This window comes from Bacteroidota bacterium, from assembly GCA_038746285.1.
In the GTDB taxonomy this organism is placed as follows: Bacteria; Bacteroidota; Rhodothermia; order Rhodothermales; family JANQRZ01; genus JANQRZ01.
This window is the reverse complement of sequence record JBCDKT010000005.1, coordinates 41038-58969: the sequence shown is the minus strand read 5'-3', so window position 1 is coordinate 58969 and position 17932 is coordinate 41038. Positions and strand designations below refer to the sequence as shown.

The window sequence follows — 17932 nt, the reverse complement described above, 5'->3', positions numbered from 1 at the left end:
ACACGCCAGCCCACGGACCCGTGAACAGCGACTCCGACGCCCGGGTGCGCAACCTCATCTCGAAGAAGAAGCCGACGTACCCCGTCAGCGACTTCCTCGCCGAGTACCTCGCGCGCTACAACCGCCTCCACGACGCGGGCGTCCGCTACTCGAACCTCCTCCGCTACGACAACGCCGTCACGCTCTACGACGAGCAGGGTAACGACACGCTCTGGAGCACCGTCTTTTACGGCTCGGCGGAGATGCAGGAGATCCACGACCACCTCCGCCTGACCTACGCCCTCCTCAAGTCCGACGGCGACCTCTCGACCGTCGAGCACCTCTACATCGACCGGATCGACCTCTGCCACTACGGTAACACGCTCCCCTTCCGCGTCCGCATCGTCAACCGGCTCAACGAGAACTTCGACTACTTCTACGTCAAGCGCGCCGACGCCAACCGGGTCTACGGGCTGGAACTCGAGCACATCCTCTCGCCCAACCGGATCAACTACTTCATCTCCGGGCAGTCGCTGATCGAGGAGCACATCATCGGCGTACCGGGGGACCAGTTCATGCGGGAGTACCTGCCCGAGAACCGGTTTGACCAGGTCCGGCTGGCGAAGGAGTTCGTGAAATTCAACGAGCTGTGCTTCGTCCGGCTGCTCGGGGACATGCACTCGGGCAACTTCGTGGTCGACATCACGCCGGACTTCGAGAAGATGCAGTACCGGATGCGCCCGCTCGACTTCGACCAGCAGAGCCACCACTGGCGCAAGCAGGTCTACTTTCCGCAGTTCTTCCCGCAGAACAACGCCATCATCGCGCTCGGCATGGCGTTCATGACGCCGACCACGGTGGACCAGTACCAGCGCGAGGAGCGGGCGCTGATCGCGGGGCGGCTGCGCGTCAGCCGAGGACGCTACAGCGCCCTGATGGGCGTGATGCGCGAGGACCTCATCGCCCCGGCCGACCACGTCCAGCGCCTCGGCCAGCAGCTCGCCGAGCACTACGCCGACCGCACCTTCGCCGCCTGCGACACAATGGGCGAACTCGTCGCCGCCTCGCTCGACCGCCTCCTCCAGCGCACCGAGCCCGCCTCGGCCGGCCTCCTCACCAACCCGGCCCCTACCGAGGACCCGATGCGGTAGCCCACGCGCTTGACCCGGCCTTTGGCACCGGCGGGATCGTTGAGCGTATCATCAGGCATGAACTGGCGCGACTACATCGTCTCGGACCCTGACGTGATCGGCGGCAAGCCCCGGGTGAAAGGCACGCGGCTTGGCGTGGCCTTCCTGCTCGAACTGTTCGCAGCAGGCTGGACGCAAGATGATATATTGAGCAGCTATCCTCACCTCAAGTCAGATGACCTGAGAGCAGTCTTCGCCTTCGCTGCCGAGACTTCTGAAGCGGAAAAGGTGTTCGCTCTTCGTCGAAGCGCACCGTAATTTTCTCCTGTCCTCCCGCCTGCTCCTCGCGGGCCAAGCTCCACCCCAACGCTCAGAGCTCTAGATGCTCTGCCAAAGGACTACTCCAAGCCAGAAGCGCCGGCTGCGCTTCCTGTGCTTTCCCTTCGGCGGTAAAACTCTAGAGCTATGCGCCTTCTCGCAGACGAGCACATCCCTTTTCCCAGTATCCGACTGCTTCGTGATGCCGGACACGATGTAGCGTCCGTTGCCGAGGCCACTTCGAGTGCTCGCGACGTCGAAGTGCTGGCACAAGCACGAACAGAAGACCGTATCCTTCTCACTTTCGACAGCGACTTCGGCGTGCTGCTCTTCGTAAATCGGCAGCCGCCTCCGCGCGGCGTTGTTTACTTTCGCTACGCACAAGCGGTCTGCAACTGACGTAGCCGACCTGCTGCTGCATCTGCTCACCAACCCCGACCTCGTTCTTGCCGGTCGATACACTACTGTGAGAAGGGACCGAGTCCGCCAACGCCCACTGCCAGCGTGAGGCTCACGCCATCTTCCGCAGGGCCTCGGCGACGCGGATGACGTGCTTGGCCGTCTGCATCACGTAGAAGTGCACCGACGGGACGCCCTCGCTCATCAGTTCCTCGCTCTGCTGGACGGCCCACTCGATGCCGACCTCCGCCACGCGGGCGTCGTCTGCAGCCTCGACCTCGGCGGCGAGCGCTTCGGGGATCTCGATGTGGAAGGTCCGTGGGAGCGAGTGCAGGTGGCGCTTGCTCGTCAGCAGCTTCAGCCCCGGCACGATCGGCACGGTGATCCCGACCGCGCGGCAGCGCTCGACGAAGTCGAAGTAGTGCCGGTTGTCGAAGAACATCTGGGTAACGACGTAGTCGGCCCCGGCGTCGACCTTGCGCTTGAGGTTGAGCACGTCCCACGTCGGGTTGGGCGACTCGAAGTGCTTCTCGGGGTAGCCCGCCACACCGATGCAGAAGTCGGCCGGCGTCCCGTCGATGAGGTCGTCCAGGAACTGGCCTCGGTTCATCGCCCCGACTTGGGCGACGAGGTCTTGGGCGGTCTCGTTGACCGAGCGGTGCGCGACCTTCTTCTTTGGCACGCCCTTGTCGTCGCCGCGGAGCGCCATCACGTTCTGCACGCCGAGGTAGTTGAGCTCGATCAGCGCGTCTTCGGTCTCCTCACGCGCGAAGCCCTGGCAGAGCAGGTGCGGCACCGTGTCGATCCCGAAGCGGTACTGGATCGCGGCGCACAGGCCGAGCGTGCCGGGCCGCTTGCGCTTGACGTGGCGGCGGATCGTGCCGTCGGCCATCTCCTCGTAGTAGACCTCGGCTGAGTGCCCGGTCACGTCGATGAACGGCGGCTCGAAGGGCAGCACCTGCTCGACGATGTCGAAGACGCCCTGGAGGGATCCGCCGCGCCTGGGCGGGATGATCTCGTACGAGATGAGCGGCTCGGACGCCCGCTCGAAGTGCTCGGTGACTTTCATACTGGCTGTCAGCTTTCGACTGTTGGCTTTCGGCTACCCGTCTTCAAACCACGCGCCAGCAACCAGGAGCCCGAAGCGTCCCTCAGTTGCGCCGCCGGTCGAGGTCTTCGAGCCAGAACTCAGGGAAGCCGTCGGAGCAGCCGCACGCGTGGTGGTAGGGGCAGGCGAGTTCGCGGGTGTGCTCGCGCATGTCCTCGTGGATCTCGCGGAACCCGACCTTGACTGACTCGCCGCGCGCGATCGCTTCGCGCCGCTCTTTGGCTTCGTCCCGCATCAGGGGCAGCGGCCGCTCGGGGAAGAGCACGCGGCAGAGCGTTACCGCGGACCATATCGCCATCAGGACAATGACTGGAATAGCAAGAACAACAAATCCGGCGATCAGGGCGGCGAGGTACATGGCGGATCAGGGCGTGGGGTCGATAAGCGCCGTGTCTCCCTGGAGGAGCAGCGGCTGAGCCTCGAAGTCCGGCAATATAGCGTCGTTTCGTTCCTGGAGTCGAAGTTCTTCTAGCTGCGTCTGGTCAATCGGCGTGGCGGAGAAATCGTCGAACGAGCCCCGGAAACCCGTGTCGAGGAACGTAAAGACGAAGAAGACGACGAGGAAGACGATGCTCAGCGAGAAGGCGAGCAGGTTGACCTTGTTGTCGTACTTGAGCGCCATGAAGAACATCGCCACGAGCGTGGCCTTCACGCCGGCGATGGCGAGCGCGACGGGCACGCTGAACGCGCCCAGGTGGACGATCTCGTTCTGCTCCAGCAACCCGAGGCCGACGGTGAAGATGGTCAGCCCGACGAGGGAAAAGAAGACCGTCAGCAGGAGCTTCGCCGAGAGGATGTGGTGGCCGTGATGCCCGTGGTCGGCGGGGTCGTGGGCGGAGGTGTTGTGGACGTTCTCGGCCATGGGGAAGCTGTCGGCTATCGGCTGCCGGCTGTCGGCTTGTGACTCCCTCACCCGGAGAGCCGAAAGCCGGCAGCCAGAAGCCGGCGGCTAAATCAGATACATCAGCGGGAAGAGGAAAATCCAGATTACGTCCACGACGTGCCAGTACAGCCCGACGTTCTCGACCGGGGTGTACCACGCGTCGGAGTACTTGCCGCGCCACGTCTTGACCGCGAGTATCCCGATGGCGACCATGCCGATCAAGACGTGGAGGCCGTGGATGCCGGTCATCACGTAGTAGATCGAGAAGAACAGCCCGGCGCGCTGGTTGGTGAGGCCGTGCTCGCCCGGCACGTAGCCGTGCTCGGCCCCCTCGGCGTGGAGGTCGGCGCGCGTCGAGACCCCCGCCTCGGCGAGGTCGTGCAGGCTCGTCCCCTCGGCGGCGTGGGCCCCCGCGTTGTTCGCCTCAGCGCCGCCTGGGTCCGCACCGTCCGCGTTCCCGACGCCGGACGCAATGTTGCCGTCCCCGAGACCGGGGAGCGTGAACGTCGTCCCCTCGGCGTAGACCATGTTCTGGCCGGGGAGGATGCCGAGTTCGAACTTGTGGGTGTACTCGAAATACTTGACCACCATGAACATCCCGGCCAGCACGATCGTCGTCACGAGCAGCCAGAAGCAGAGCTTCTTGTTGTTCATCTGGATCGCCCGGATCGACCACGCGACCGTCAGCGACGAGCCGAGGAGGACGATCGTGTTGAGCGCCCCCATCACGGTGTCGAGCTGGGTACTCGCCTCGGAGAACAGCTCGGGGTACATCGAGCGGTAGATGCCGTAGGCGACGAACATCCCACCGAAGAGCAGGATCTCCGTCACGAGGAAGAGCCACATCCCGAGCTTCGCCGCGTCGAACTGCTGCTCGGACGAGACGAAGTAGTGCTTGAGGTGCGGTGGACGCCCCGCACCGTCTCCGTGGTGACCGCCCGCGTGCCCCGCGTGTGGGTCATCAACGGTGATCGTGGTCGGGCGGACGGCCATAGGTCAGATGTTGGCGTCGGGGCGACCAGCCGGTCCCCCGTACCGGGTTAGTCGCGTGACGGCTTTGGCTGCGCCAGGCCGAGGTCTATGGACTTCTCCATTTCCTGCGGAGCGCCGAGTTCGGGGTTCGGGATCGGGGCCGGGCCGCGCGAGCCGTCGCCACCCGAGCCGTCGCCACCTGCGCCGTCCCCGCTGTAGCCGTCGCCTGAGAACAGGACGCCGTAGTCGTAGGGCCCGTGCGTCACGAGCGGCGTGCGGTGGAAGTTGTGGTGGTCCGGCGGGCTCGTGGCGTGGGTCCACTCCAGCGTCGCCGCGCCCCAGGGGTTGCCCGGCGCGGGCTTGCCCTTGAAGAGCGACCAGATCATGTTGCCGAGCACGAGGAGCAGGCCCAGCCCGAGGAACCACGAGCCAATCGTCGAGACTTGGTGGAGGTCGTGGTACTCGGGGAGGTAGGTGAAGTAGCGGCGCGGCATCCCCTGGCTGCCCAGAATGAACTGCGTGAAGAACGTCATGTTGAACCCGAAGAACACGACGCCCGCCGAAATCCGGCCCCACGTCTCGCTCATCATGCGCCCGAACATCTTCGGCCACCAGTAGAACAGCCCGCCGATCATGGCCATCACCGTACCGCCCATCATCACGTAGTGGAAGTGGGCGACGACGAAGTAGGTGTCGTGCAGGTGCACGTCCACGGCGAGCGTGCCGACCATGATGCCGGTCAGACCGCCAATCGTGAACAGGAAGAGGAACGAGAGCGCGTAGAGCATTGGGGTCGTCAGCCACACCGAGCCCCGGTACATCGTCCAGACCCAGTTGAGCACCTTGATGCCGGAGGGCACGCCGATCAGGAAGGTGATGAGGCTGAAGACGATCGACGAGAGCGGGCTCTGGCCGGAGACGAACATGTGGTGGCCCCACACGAGGAAGCCGAGCATCGCAATCGCCACCGACGAGAGCGCAATCGCGCGGTAGCCGAAGACCTTCTGCCGGCTGAACGTCCCCATCAGCTCCGAGATCACCCCGAAGGCGGGGAGGATCATGATGTAGACCGCCGGGTGGCTGTAGAACCAGAAGAAGTGCTGGAAGAGCACCGGGTCCCCGCCGAGCGCCGGGTCGAAGATGCCGATGTTGAGCAGCCGCTCCATCGCCAGGAGGATCATCGTGATGCCGACGACCGGCGTGGCGAGGACCTGGACGATCGAGACCGCGTAGAGCGCCCAGATGAAGAGCGGGAGCCGGTTCCAGGTCAGCCCGGGCGCACGCATCTTGTGGATCGTGACGATGAAGTTTATCCCGGTCAGGATACTGGCGAAGCCCGCGACGAAGACCGCCATCGTCATGGGGAGAACTGCTGTGTTGGTCTCGTCGGAGTAGGGCGTGTAGAACGTCCAGCCCGTGTCGATCCCGCCGGAGAGGATCGCGTAGACCGCGATGCTCGCGCCGGCGATGAAGACGTAGAAGCTCGCCAGGTTGAGCTTCGGGAACGCCACGTCCTTCACACCGAGCATGATCGGCAGGACGAAGTTGCCGAGCGAGCCGGGGATGCTCGGGACGATGAACAGGAAGACCATCATCACGCCGTGGAGCGTGAACATCCGGTTGTACTCGTCCGCCGTCAGGAAATCCGACCCGGGGTTCATCAACTCGGCGCGCACGAGCAGCGCCGCGATCCCGGCGACGGCGAAGAAGAACGAGACCGCGAAGAGGTACATCACCCCGATCCGCTTGTGGTCCACGGTCGTAACCCACGCCTTGACGGTCGGCCAGACGCGGGCGAGGCCGCGCACGTCCGGGCTGGGACCGGGCTCCAGGAGGTAGTTGTGGACCGGCTCGTGCCCCGGCGGATGCTTCGGAGCCGGGGCACTCTGCGTCCGAACCGGGGCTGCGGCAGTGGTCGTGCTCATGATGAGATGTGGTTGGTAGGGGCGGGTTTCAAACCCGCCCCTACGGTCTAATCGGCAGGTGCCAGTTCAGCGTCGCCGTCGGGTGTCGGCACGTCGAGGGTGTCGGCCGGAACGACGGTGCTGTCGTTAGCGGCTGCGCTGTCGGCGGCTGTCCAGGCACCGTTGATGTCGCGGATGTAGGCGACCAGGCCGTTCAACTCGCGGTCGGTCAGGTTCGGGTAGGCCGGCATCGCACCCTGGTACCCTTCAACAATGTACGCGTTCGGGTTAACGATGGACGTGCGGATGTAGTTTGCGTCTGCGACGCCTTCGTCGGAGCCGGGACGCGCGGCCTGCCACAAGCCTTGCCAGCTCGGCCCGATCCCCGAGGAGCCATCGACGGAGTGGCAGTTGTTGCACGCCTGCTTCGTGTAGAGCAGCTCGCCGAGTTGGTTGAGCGGGAGGTTGTCGTTGCCGCCGCCGGTGCGCAGCCAGTCGTTGAAGGTGCCCCGGTCCACGGCGTGGACTTTGGCGTACATCTCGGAGTGCGCCGTGCCGCAGTACTCGGTGCAGAGCACCTGGTACTCGCCCTCCTCCTTCACCTCGAACCAGATGGTCGTGTAGCGGTTCGGGATGGCGTCGTGCTTGACGCGGAACTCGGGGACGTAGAACGAATGCAGCACGTCGGTCGAGGTCATGATGAGCTCAATCGGCTCGCCGACGGGGACGTAGAGGTCGCCGACACTCGTCGTGCCATCGGGGTACTCGAACTCCCACAGCCACTTCTTGCCGACGACGTGGATCTGGTACGCGTTGTCGGGCGCGATGCCCGCGCTCACGAACGCCTTGAAGCCCCAGAAGAAGACGACGAAGACGAGCAGCGTCGGGACGACCACCCACGAAATTTCGAGCCACTTGCTCGGGTGCACATCGACGGGCCGGTCCGCGTGGGAGCGCCGGCGGTACTTCCAGGCGAACTTCACCAGGTAGTAGGTCACCCCCACCTGGATGATGACGCTCATAACGAGGATGAAGTAGAACAGCGCGTCGACCTCGTGCGCCGTCGTCGAGGACTGGGGGGGCAGCCAGAATGTGCCTTCTCTTTCCATATCGTTCGCTTCAGATCGTGCGGGCACGGAGCCCGGACAGCAAGGTTAAGCTAAACGGCGGCGGTGTCAAGGGCCGGTCGCCGTCTCTTCAAAAACGGGGCGCTTCCTGCTTTCGCGCCTCCAGAAGAAGAAGAGGAAGCTACCCAGAACGATAATCGTCAGCACGCCGCCGACCTTCATCGCGTTCTGGGCGTGGAGCACGTAGGACCCCGCATCGGGGTCGTAGACGAAGCAGTAGAGTAGCAGTTGCTCGACCGGCGACCCGACGCGCCCCTCGCCGGCTTCGAGCACGGCGGAGCGAAAGTCGGAGGGCGGAAACTCGATGCCGTAGAGGACGCGCGTCAGGCGACCCTCCGGGCTGAGAAAGAAGAGGCCCGCGCTGTGGGCGAACTCCTTCTGGCGCTCGTTCCACTTGAACCCGAAGCCGAGTTGGCTCGTGACCTGCTCGATGCTCGGCGGCTCGCCGACGAGGAAGTGGAGCCCGTCGGCTGCGCCTTCGCCTGCGAGAGCGGCATAGCGCTCGCGCACGGCAGCAGCACGTTCCGGCGTGTCGGCCTCGTCGAAGGAGATGGCGAGCGCTTCGTAGTCCTCGCCCAAGTCGACGCTGCTCTCTCGGAGAGCCTCCGTCATTCCGTCGAGGATGAGGCTGCACAGCATCGGGCAATTGTGGTAGACGAACGCGACCACGACCGGTCGCTCGCCGTCCACGTAGTCGCCCAGCGTGACCGGCGTGCCGTCGGACGCGACGAACGGCAGGTCCAGCGAGACCATCTCCCCAAGACGCTCCTCGATGCCGGCTCCCTGGAACTCGTCCGGGAGGTCACCGGCAGGCTGCGCTACGACCGGCCCGGAAGCGACGGTGAGAACCGTCGCAGCGAAGCAGGAGATAAGGGTGCGCAGCATCGTCATGTTCAGTTATCCTCCGGTTCGTCGGTCTCCAGTCCGTCTCCCGGTACCGTTTCCTCCGCATCCGTCTCGCGTACAGGCACGGCTCCGTTGTTGTCTATCACCTCGTTGATCCGCGCCGTGCCGCTCAGCCAGTCCTCTGCGTTGGCGTCGAGGTAGAGAGTGCTGAAGTTCTCCGGGGGACGCCGCGCCTCGTTCTGCTGCTCTGCGAAGTACTCGTCCGCAACGCTCTCCATCGCGCTCTCGATGGGCATCTGGTAGACCTCTTCCTGCCGGCCGTACTCGCCGAGCTTCGCCGCCGCAAGAGTGCGTGTGTTTTGGAGTTCGGGGTAGAGCACCACCGCGTCGCGGTCGCGCGTCTCGCCGTCGGCCACGAACCAGACGAGGCCGACCACGCCGACGACTGCGAGTCCGAGCGTGACGGCTGTGGCCAGCATGATCGAAAAGATCTGCGCCGACTCGAAGCCCTCGGCCTCGATCCCAAGACGCTCGGCCTCGGCCTCTGCTTCCTCACTGCCGAGCACCTCGGCGGCCTGCACAGCGCCCGCGTGGACGAGCCCCTCAAGTGGGCCTAGTTCTTCCTGCTGGTCCGGGCGCACGATGCCGGCATCCGGGGCGTCGCGCGTGTGTTCATCGCGCGTGGGGTCCGGCTCGTTGCGGTGCGGGTCCGGCACCACAGCGGGGCGCTCACTTTCTGGAATATCGTCTCTGCGGTCAGCCATAATAACGGAGGGTTGGACGCTACAGAGGCGGTCTAGTTTTCAGGAAAGAGTGAAACCGGAATGAAAGCCCCCAGGGGTGCGTTTCCGCGCCGTTCTAGATGTTTTGGAAGCGGAGCGACTTCGCGTAGTACGGGTCGTTGTAGGGCGTGATGCTGTGCCGCGAGGCCCGCCAGAGCGTCGCCCCGAAGAACAGCCCCACCATCCCAAACCACAGGGCAAAATCCGTCCACACGAACGCCGCGTCCTGGTAGATCTCCTTGTGCGTCGCCACGTAGAGGCTCGGCCGGATCTGCCACCAGAGGTCGATGTAGTGCATCACGAGCGTCCAGACGCACATGATGGCAAGGATCGGCGCGACGCGCTTGGCGAAGCGCGGGATGAGGATGAAGAACGGCAGGATGAAGTGGCCCCAGATCAGCGCTGTCGTGACGTGCTCCCAGCCGTGGGTGATCCGGTGCTGGAACCAGACAGTCTCTTCGGGGAGGTTGCCGTACCAGATCAGCATGTACTGGCTGAAGGCGATGTACGTCCAGAACACAGTGAAGGCGAAGAGGTACTTGCCGAGGTCGTGGTAGTGCTCCTCGTTGACCTCGTGGCGGAGCATGCCGGCGCTGCGGTAGGCAAGCGCGAGGAACGTCACCGTCGCAATCGAGGCGAGGAAACCGCCGGCGAAGAAGTAGATGCCGAACATCGTCGAGAACCAGTGCGGGTCGAGGCTCATGATGAGGTCGAACCCGGCGAAGGCCGTGGCGACGGCGGCGAGGGGGATACCCCAGGCGCTCACGCGGCGGAGGTCCTTGCCCACGTCGCGGCGCGGCACCGTGTCCTGATGGACCGAGATGCGGTAGAGCTTGGTCGAGATCGTGATCCAGACGGCGAAGTAGGCCACCATCCGCACGTAGAAAAACGGCGTGTTGAGGTAGGCCCGCTTGCCCGCGACGATGGCGTCGTAGTCCGGGCCCGGCGTCCCGTCCGGCAGTATCTCGTACAGTTCCTTGTGCGTCCAGTGGTAGAGGTCGTACATCCCGAAGAGGAACATCGGGATGCCGAGGAGTGCAAGGAGCCAGAAGTTGGTCATCAGCATCTCCGGGAAGCGCCGCACGGCCGTCACCCACTTGGAGCGCGGAACGTGCTGGATCATCACGAAGAAGAGGGCACCGATCGAGATCGAGAGGCAGAAGACCCAGGCGGTGAGGTACGAGTACCAGAACGAGTAGTGGTCGCCGAAGAACCCGATCGCCCCGACCGTCAGGCCGACGACGCCGACGGCGAGCGGTATCATCCACGCCCGGTTGTCGGCCGTGAACTGGTAGCGCCGCACGACGCGGTCGCGGTCGGCGTCCACCGGGTCGAGGAGGCGGGTGAGCGGGTTTGCCATGTCGGTAAGAGGGCAACCGTAGGGGCGCAGCATGCTGTGCCCGTACCAAGTCTGACGTCAGTCCAGGTTGACGTTCGGGTTGTAGGTCTCGAGCTGGGCGCGGATCGGCTCCGGGACGTCCTCGGCGGCGGCGTTCTGCGAGCGCTGGAGGGCGCGGATGTAGGCGACAATGGCCCAACGGTCCGGGACCGAGACCTGGTGCGCGTAGCTCGGCATCGAGCGGATGCCGTTGGCGATGGCGTCGTAGAAGTAGCCGTCGGGGTAGGCGCGGCTGGCGTCGGTGTGGTAGCTCGGGGCGGGCGTGTAGCCGTAGCCCTGGCCGCCGTTGCCGGTCATGATGATGCCCTGCCCGTCGCCCGCCTCGCCGTGGCAGACGGAGCAGTAGATGTTGTAGCGCTCCTGCCCGCGCAGCAGCACCTCCTCCGACACCTCCATCGGGATCGTCTCGACGAGCGCGCCGTCGGCGGTGCGCCCGGCGTAGTAGGGTGCGTTCTCGGTCGTCCGCAGGCCGGTGCGCTTGACGGTGCCCGGGACCGGCTGCCGCATCGCCGAGTTGTCGGCGAAGAACGGGTTGGCTTCCTGGGGCTCGAAGTACTCCTGGAAGTCCATGTTGAGGTTCGGGTGGATCGGCGGCTTGTCCGAGTGCATGCCCCGGCAGCCCGCGAGGGCGACGGCCAGGACGAGCACGGCGGCAAGCAGGGTCGGAGATCGCATCATGTCAGCGGGCGTAGGGGCGCAGCATGCTGCGCCCGTACAGTCAGTGAGCGGGCGCGGGGCGGGGCGGGGGCACGGGCGCGGCGGCGGTCTGCACGAGCGAGCCGTCGTCGTCCACGTCGTAGGCTCCGTCGTGGCTGATGTAATCGATGGCGAGGGCTCCGTTCGCGCGCAGCATCGCAGCGGTGGCGGTCTGGTCGTAGCTCTGGTCGGCCTCGGCGACGTGCAGAAAGAAGCCGTCGTCGGAGGCGCGCGCGAAGCGCCGGGAGTAGAACAGCGGGTTGTACGGCTTCGGCAGGCCGTTGAGCGCGAACATCCCGCCGACCGCGCCGAGCGCCGAGAGCAGGATCGTCAGCTCGAACGCGACCGGCACGCTCGCCTCGATCGAGAAGAACGGCTTGCCGCTGATGTTGAGCGGGTAGTCGACCTCGCTCATCCACCACTGCATCAGGAGAGCGAGCGAGCAGCCCGTGATCCCGCCGCCGATGGCGAGGTAGCCGAGCAGCGACGGCTTCAGCCCCATCGCGTCGTCCATGCCGTGGATCGGGAACGGGCTGAACGTGTCGATGCGCGTGTAGCCCTCGCGCCGGACGGCCTCAACGGCCTCGACGAGCTCGCCAGGGTTCGAAAACTCCGCCAGCAGGCCGACGTTTTTGTCGGCCCGGGAGGTGAGCAGGTTCTGGATCGGAGCGGGAATCAGCGCCATGGTCTCTTAGGATGCGCGGCGGCAACCGCAGGGGCGTAGGGCGGTACGCCCCTACCCGGTCAGGCCTTGTCGTCGTCTTTTTCGGAGGAGGCGGTGCGGTAGGCGACGTTCGGGACGGCGGCCGGGACCTCTTCGACGCGGCCGTCGCCGTCGCCCTGGCCGTGCCCGTCGCCGTGGCTGTGGTAGAAGTGGGGATCGGCCTGCGGGGTGACGTTCTTGACCTCCGAGATCGCCACCATCGGGATGAAGCGGAGGAAGAGCAGGAAGAGCGTGAAGAACAGCCCGAAGGAGCCGATGTAGAGCAGCACGTCCCAGATCGTCGGGCTGAAGTAGTCCCAGCTCGACGGCAGGTAGTCGCGGTGGAGGGAGGTGACGGTGATCACGAAGCGCTCGAACCACATCCCGATGTTGGTCGTGATCGAGATCGCGAACATGATCGGGATGGAGCGGCGGAAGCGCTTGACCCAGAAGAGCTGGGGGAAGAGCAGGTTGCAGCTCATCATCGTCCAGTAGGCCCAGGCGTAGGGGCCGGTGGCGCGGACGTTGAAGAACATGTACTGCTCGTAGACCACGCCGGAGTACCACGCGATGAAGAACTCCGTGATGTAGGCGAAGCCGACGATCGTGCCGGTCACCAGGATGATCACGTTCATCTTCTCGAGGTGGTCGAGCGTGATGAGGTTCTGCAGCCCGTAGACCTTCCGGGCGACCACCATCAGCGTGACCACCATCGCGAAGCCCGAGAAGACGGCCCCCGCGACGAAGTAGGGCGGGAAGATCGTCGTGTGCCACCCCGGGACAATCGAGATCGCAAAGTCGAACGAGACCACCGAGTGCACCGAGAGCACGAGCGGCGTGGCGAGGCCGGCGAGGAGGAGGTACGCCTTCTCGTAGTGCCGCCAGTGGCGGTTGGAGCCCGTCCAGCCGAGCGAGAAGAAGGCGAAGATCCGCGCCCGCAGCAGCCGGCCCTGCTTGACCGCCCGGTCGCGCATCGTGGCGAGGTCCGGGATCAGGCCGACGTACCAGAAGACGAGCGAGACGGTGCCGTAGATCGAGACGGCGAAGACGTCCCACAGGAGCGGGCTCTTGAACTGCGGCCACATCGCCATCTGGTTCGGGAGCGGCAGCATCCAGTAGACCGCCCACACGCGCCCAACGTGGAGCGTCGGGAAGAGCAGCGCCGAGGCCACGGCGAAGAGCGTCATCGCCTCGGCCGCGCGGTTGATCGAGGTCCGCCAGCCCTGCCGGAACAGGAAGAGGATCGCCGAGATCAGCGTCCCGGCGTGCCCGATGCCGACCCAGAACACGAAGTTGACGATCGGCCAGCCCCAGCCGACGGGGACGTTGTTGCCCCAGACGCCGGTCCCGTTCCAGAGCAGGTAGGCGACGGAGATCCCGAGGATGCCGAGGCCCGTCAGCGCCGCGCCGAAGGCGAGGTACCACCCGAGCGGCGTCTTCTTCTCCGAGTGGTACGCGACCAGCTCGGTGATGTCGTGGAACGAGAGGTTCCCGCGGACGAGGCGCTCGTCTTCGAGGAAATGCTCGTTCGGGTCGGCGTGTGAGGTAGTCGTTGCCACGGCGGTGAGGGCAAGGGAGGGGCGACCGGCCGGCCGCCCTCGCGGTCAGGCGCTGGGTTCGGGAGCGGGCTCGCGCGAGGGTTCGGGCTGGACCGTCTCCGGATCGGGATGGAGCCGCGCCTCGAGCGTCGGGTTCGGGTTGCGGAGCCGGGCGAGGTAGCTCAGGCGCGGCTTGACGTTCAGCTCTTCGAGCAGTTCGTAGCGGCGGGCGTTCCGCCGGATCTGGTTGACGCGGGAGTCCGGGTCGTTGAGGTCGCCGAAGACGATCGCGCCCGGGGCGCAGACCGACTCGCAGGCCGAGCGGACCTCGCCGTCGCGGAGCGGGCGGTCCTCGATGTGGGCCACCGTCTGCGCGGCGCGGATGCGCTGCACGCACCAGGTGCACTTCTCCATCACGCCCCGGAAGCGCATCGTGACGTTCGGGTTCATCGCCATCTGGATCTCGACCGGGAGCGTCTTGGTCCAGTTGTAGAAGTTGAACCGGCGCACCTTGTAGGGGCAGTTGTTCGAGCAGTAGCGCGTCCCGATGCAGCGGTTGTAGACCATCACGTTGAGGCCGTCCGGCGAGTGGACCGTGGCGGCGACCGGGCAGACGGACTCGCACGGGGCGTACTCGCAGTGCTGGCACATCATCGGCTGCATCACCATCATCGGCGAGTCGAGTTCGCCGAGGCCCTGGGTGTCGAACGGGTCGTCGGCGCGCTCGCTGACGTAGTAGCGGTCCATGCGCACCCAGTGCATCTCGCGCCCGCGCGCCACCTGGTCCTTGCCGACGACGATGATGTTGTTCTCGCTCTGGCAGGCAACGACGCAGGCGTTGCAGCCCGAGCACGCGTTGAGGTCGATCACCATCGCCCACTGGTTCTCGGAGTACATCGCCTCGCCGATGCGCGGGTCCGAGGTCGGGGTGTTGGCCTTGGGGTCGTCCTCGCCGAGGTTCCAGGCGGCGGGGAAGTCCTCCCACGGCACGCCCTCGACGGGCTTGACGGCGTCCTTGGCGAACGTGGGGTCGGCGCGGTACTCGTCGAGCGTGCCCATGCGCACGAGCGGGCGGCCCTCCATCGAGCCGTGGTCCTGCGTCGTGGCGATCATGTAGCGCTCCTCGCTGGCGATCTCGACCTCAGCCGCCGGGATGACGGCGCTGCCGTCGGTGCCGCGCAGGCGCGCCGCGTTGGCCTTCGCCCCGATGCCGTTGGCGAGCGGGCCGGGCCGGTAGATGTCGACGTCCTTGTCGAAGAGGCGGGCCAGGAGGCTGCGGTCGGAGATGACGCGGTCGGTGCCGAGGGTGCGCCCGTAGCCGGTCGTGACGGTGATCGAGTTGTCCGGGTGGCCGGGCTGGACCCAGGCCGGGACTTCGATCTCCCGGTCGCCGACGCGGATCGAGATGACGCTCGCCATGACGCGCCCGGCCTCGACGGGGCCGCCCTCGAACGAGCCTTCGACGACGGGGATGCCGAGGGCCTGCGCCGTGGCCGCGCTCATCTGCGCGACGGCGTCCCAGGTGACCTTCGTGACCGGGTCCGGCACCTCCTGCATCCAGGCGTTGTTCGAGAAGGTCCCGTCGAGCATCTTCGGGTCGGGCCGGATCACGACCTCGATGGCGTCGTCCGCCGGCACGGTCAGGCGCTCCAGCGTGCCCGCCGCGCCCGCCGCGGCCCCGGACTGGGCGGCGTACTGCGTCTCCGGGAGGAAGCCGTCGTGGAGGAGGGTCCGCCACGCGTCCTCGAAGGTGCCCTGCGCGCCGTCGAACAGGCCCTGCTGGCGGATCGTGGCGCGGACGAGGTCGTAGGCCGAGACCTCCTCGCCGGTGGCGAGCGTGTGGAGCAGCTCGACCTCGGAGCGGGCGTCTTCGTAGAGCGGCGCGATCAGCGGCTGGATGACGGAGTAGGTCCCGTCGTAGGCGCGGCCGTCGCCCCACTGCTCGAGGTAGTGCGCGCGCGGGATGTGCCAGCTCGCGGCGGCGGCGGTCTCGTCGAGGTGCGTGCCGAGGTGGATCGAGGTCGGCACGCGCGCGAGCGCGTCGGCGAAGCCGAGTTCGGGCGGCGCGTCGTAGACCGGGTTGACGCCGATCATGACCAGCACGTCGATGGCTCCGCGGCGCATGTCGCGGACGAGGCGCCGGAGGGCCGGACCTTGCCGGGCGGCGGTCTCCTCGCCGGTGTCGAGGTACTGCACGGCCCCGGCGGCGAAGCGGTCGTTGAGGCGGGCGCAGAGGGCGTGCACGGCGGCGGGCTGCGTCGCGCCTGCGACGAATATGGTCGTCCCGGCCTGCGCGTCCTCGACGACCGCGTCGAGGAACGGGTCGTCGGCGTAGCGGTCCTCGTCGGCGGCGGCGACCCCGCCCAGGCCGAGGCGGGCGGCGACGGCGGCGGCGAAGAACGGGACCATCCCCGCCTTCATGCGGCGGCGGTGGTCGGCCATGCCGCCGGTCTGGGTGTAGGCGCTCTCGGCGACGTAGAGCCGGCTCATGTCGTCGGTCGGCTCCATCACGCGGCGGCTGAAGGCGTACTCGCGCGAGTTGTAGACCGAGTTGTCGCCCGAGAGGAAGTCCGCGTCGAACGAGACGATCGTCTGGGCCTCGGAGAAGCGGTAGAGCGGGCGGAGCGGGCGGCCGGCGACGCCCTGGAGGCCGAGCGCGGCGGGGTCGTCGCCGGTGTTGCGGTAGGTGATCCACTCGGCGGTGCCGGCGAGCTGGTCGCGGAGGCGGCGCACCGTCGGCGACGAGGTCGGCTCCGCGAGGACGGCGACGCGCTGGCTGCCGAGGCGGCGGGCGAGGCGGACAAAGTCGGACCACGCCACGTCGCCGCCTTCGCGGAGGCGCGCCCGGCGCGAGCGGTCGGGGTCGTAGAGGTTGAGGATCGAGGCCTGGGCGAAGACGTCGGTCCCGCCGAGCGAGTACGGATGCTCGGGGTTGCCGCCGATGCCGGTCGGCCGGCCCTCGTTGCTCTCGACGACGAGCGGCTGCACGAAGCCGCCCGAGGACGGCATCGCGGTGGCGTAGTAGTTGGGGATGCCGGGGACGATGTCCTCGGGCTTGCGCGAGTACGGGAGGACGTGCTCGACGGGGCGGCGGCAGCCGGTCAGCCCGGCCATCGCGAGCGAGGCCCCCATGATCTTCATGAACGAGCGGCGGCTCGGGCCGGGGTCGCCCTCGATGTCCGAGGCGTCGGTGGCGGCGGGGTGGAACTCGTCCTTCTGGAGTGCTCGGTGGGCCTGCGTGCCCTGGAAGTCCGACGCGCTGCGCCAGAACCGGGGCTGCCCCTCCGCCGCGCGGTCGGCGGCGACTTCAGCCGAGGAGAGAACGTCGAGATCGATCATGCAGGTTGGTCAGTCGGGCGTCGGAGGCCGAGCGTCAGCCTCCCGACCCTCGACCCTGGACTCAGTAGTGGCAGGCGGAGCAGTTCTCGGGCGGGTTGATGCCCTCGGCGGCGATGCGGGCGAGGTTGGCCTCGATGTACGCCTCGTAGGTCTCCTCGGAGGCGCGGACCTCCTCGGCGTAGCCCATGACCGTCACGAGTTCGGGGTCGCGGAGGTACTCCTCCGGGTTGCGGTGGCACTCCAGGCACCACCCCATCGACATCGGCTCGGCGACCCAGACGACGGGCATCTGGTCCACGCGCCCGTGGCAGCTCTCGCAGCCGACGCCGACGGCGACGTGGGCGTTGTGCGGGAAGCGGGCGTAGTCGGCGAGGTGGGTCACCTGCACCCACTCGATGGGCTCGCCCGTGGCCCAGGACTCGCGGACCGGCAACAGCGCCAGCGACTGCGTCTTGATCTGCGCGTGGCAGTTCATGCAGGTCTGCGTCGGCGGGATGTTGGCGTGCGCCGCGTTCTCGGCGTGGTTGTGGCAGTACCGGCAGTCCATGCCGAGCTGGCCGGCGTGGAGCGAGTGGCTGTAGGGGACGGGCTGCGCCGGCTCATACCCGACCTCGTAGAACTCGGGCGAGAAGTAGTACCACACAAAGGCGATCACGAAGACGCCGCCGCCGAGCGCCCCGAAGAGCGAGACGACCGGAAGCGCGTTGGCCTTGCGAGGAAAGAGTTGAGCCATCAGGCGCAGTGCTTCTGGTGAGCGTTCAAGGCGGGGGCACCGAGGCGCGAAACCGGGTGCAACCCTGCCGCAACGA

The 17932-nt window shown here is 66.6% G+C and carries 17 protein-coding genes; 3 read left to right on the top strand and 14 right to left on the bottom strand.

Translation table 11 applies throughout. The annotated features are described in order from the left end of the window. Nucleotides 1-20 precede the first annotated feature (20 nt). The 3 genes from AAGI91_03020 to AAGI91_03010 all read left to right on the top strand — a co-directional run bounded on the left by AAGI91_03020 (nucleotide 21) and on the right by AAGI91_03010 (nucleotide 1826). The gene (locus AAGI91_03020) at nucleotides 21-1130 is read left to right on the top strand and encodes a hypothetical protein (GenBank protein MEM1041578.1); all 1110 of its coding nucleotides are present in this window, start codon (nucleotides 21-23) and stop codon (nucleotides 1128-1130) included. A gap of 57 nt (nucleotides 1131-1187) precedes the next feature. After that, a complete protein-coding gene (locus tag AAGI91_03015; GenBank protein ID MEM1041577.1) occupies nucleotides 1188-1427 on the top strand; it encodes a DUF433 domain-containing protein in 240 nt (79 codons plus the stop codon). 147 nt (nucleotides 1428-1574) lie between these two features. After that, nucleotides 1575-1826: a DUF5615 family PIN-like protein gene (locus AAGI91_03010; protein ID MEM1041576.1), complete on the top strand. Its 252-nt coding sequence runs from the start codon at nucleotides 1575-1577 to the stop codon at nucleotides 1824-1826. Nucleotides 1827-1938: 112 nt separating this feature from the next. On the opposite strand, the gene AAGI91_03005 is transcribed toward AAGI91_03010, so the two are convergent. From AAGI91_03005 to AAGI91_02940, 14 genes are all read right to left on the bottom strand, one after another. Beyond that, nucleotides 1939-2895 carry a methylenetetrahydrofolate reductase gene (locus tag AAGI91_03005; GenBank protein MEM1041575.1) on the bottom strand — a complete coding sequence of 319 codons (957 nt, stop codon included), beginning with the start codon at nucleotides 2893-2895 and terminating at the stop codon, nucleotides 1939-1941. A gap of 82 nt (nucleotides 2896-2977) precedes the next feature. Next, entirely contained in the window at nucleotides 2978-3292 is a 315-nt protein-coding gene (locus AAGI91_03000; protein ID MEM1041574.1) for a hypothetical protein, read from the bottom strand. Between the two features lie 6 nt (nucleotides 3293-3298). After that, on the bottom strand, nucleotides 3299-3796 hold the full coding sequence (locus AAGI91_02995) for a cytochrome C oxidase subunit IV family protein (GenBank protein ID MEM1041573.1): 498 nt from the start codon (nucleotides 3794-3796) through the stop codon (nucleotides 3299-3301). 87 nt (nucleotides 3797-3883) lie between these two features. After that, entirely contained in the window at nucleotides 3884-4810 is a 927-nt protein-coding gene (locus tag AAGI91_02990; GenBank protein MEM1041572.1) for a cytochrome c oxidase subunit 3 family protein, read from the bottom strand. Between the two features lie 47 nt (nucleotides 4811-4857). Beyond that, nucleotides 4858-6714, bottom strand: a complete 1857-nt coding sequence (ctaD, locus tag AAGI91_02985; protein ID MEM1041571.1) for a cytochrome c oxidase subunit I — start codon at nucleotides 6712-6714, stop codon at nucleotides 4858-4860. A 47-nt stretch (nucleotides 6715-6761) separates the two neighbouring features. Further along, complete coding sequence (coxB, locus tag AAGI91_02980) at nucleotides 6762-7802, bottom strand: cytochrome c oxidase subunit II (protein ID MEM1041570.1); 1041 nt, start codon at nucleotides 7800-7802, stop codon at nucleotides 6762-6764. Between the two features lie 66 nt (nucleotides 7803-7868). Beyond that, a complete protein-coding gene (locus AAGI91_02975) occupies nucleotides 7869-8705 on the bottom strand; it encodes an SCO family protein (GenBank protein MEM1041569.1) in 837 nt (278 codons plus the stop codon). Between the two features lie 8 nt (nucleotides 8706-8713). Continuing rightward, nucleotides 8714-9430 carry a hypothetical protein gene (locus tag AAGI91_02970; protein ID MEM1041568.1) on the bottom strand — a complete coding sequence of 239 codons (717 nt, stop codon included), beginning with the start codon at nucleotides 9428-9430 and terminating at the stop codon, nucleotides 8714-8716. Nucleotides 9431-9524: 94 nt separating this feature from the next. Next, nucleotides 9525-10808, bottom strand: a complete 1284-nt coding sequence (locus AAGI91_02965; protein MEM1041567.1) for a hypothetical protein — start codon at nucleotides 10806-10808, stop codon at nucleotides 9525-9527. Between the two features lie 57 nt (nucleotides 10809-10865). Continuing rightward, the gene (locus tag AAGI91_02960) at nucleotides 10866-11525 is read right to left on the bottom strand and encodes a cytochrome c (protein MEM1041566.1); all 660 of its coding nucleotides are present in this window, start codon (nucleotides 11523-11525) and stop codon (nucleotides 10866-10868) included. A 40-nt stretch (nucleotides 11526-11565) separates the two neighbouring features. Next, nucleotides 11566-12228 carry a DUF3341 domain-containing protein gene (locus AAGI91_02955; GenBank protein MEM1041565.1) on the bottom strand — a complete coding sequence of 221 codons (663 nt, stop codon included), beginning with the start codon at nucleotides 12226-12228 and terminating at the stop codon, nucleotides 11566-11568. 59 nt (nucleotides 12229-12287) lie between these two features. Beyond that, nucleotides 12288-13805 (bottom strand): NrfD/PsrC family molybdoenzyme membrane anchor subunit, encoded by a 1518-nt coding sequence (nrfD, locus tag AAGI91_02950; GenBank protein ID MEM1041564.1) that lies wholly within the window; start codon nucleotides 13803-13805, stop codon nucleotides 12288-12290. A gap of 45 nt (nucleotides 13806-13850) precedes the next feature. Next, complete coding sequence (locus AAGI91_02945; protein ID MEM1041563.1) at nucleotides 13851-17123, bottom strand: TAT-variant-translocated molybdopterin oxidoreductase; 3273 nt, start codon at nucleotides 17121-17123, stop codon at nucleotides 13851-13853. A 61-nt stretch (nucleotides 17124-17184) separates the two neighbouring features. After that, on the bottom strand, nucleotides 17185-17856 hold the full coding sequence (locus tag AAGI91_02940; protein ID MEM1041562.1) for a cytochrome c3 family protein: 672 nt from the start codon (nucleotides 17854-17856) through the stop codon (nucleotides 17185-17187). Nucleotides 17857-17932 lie beyond the last annotated feature (76 nt).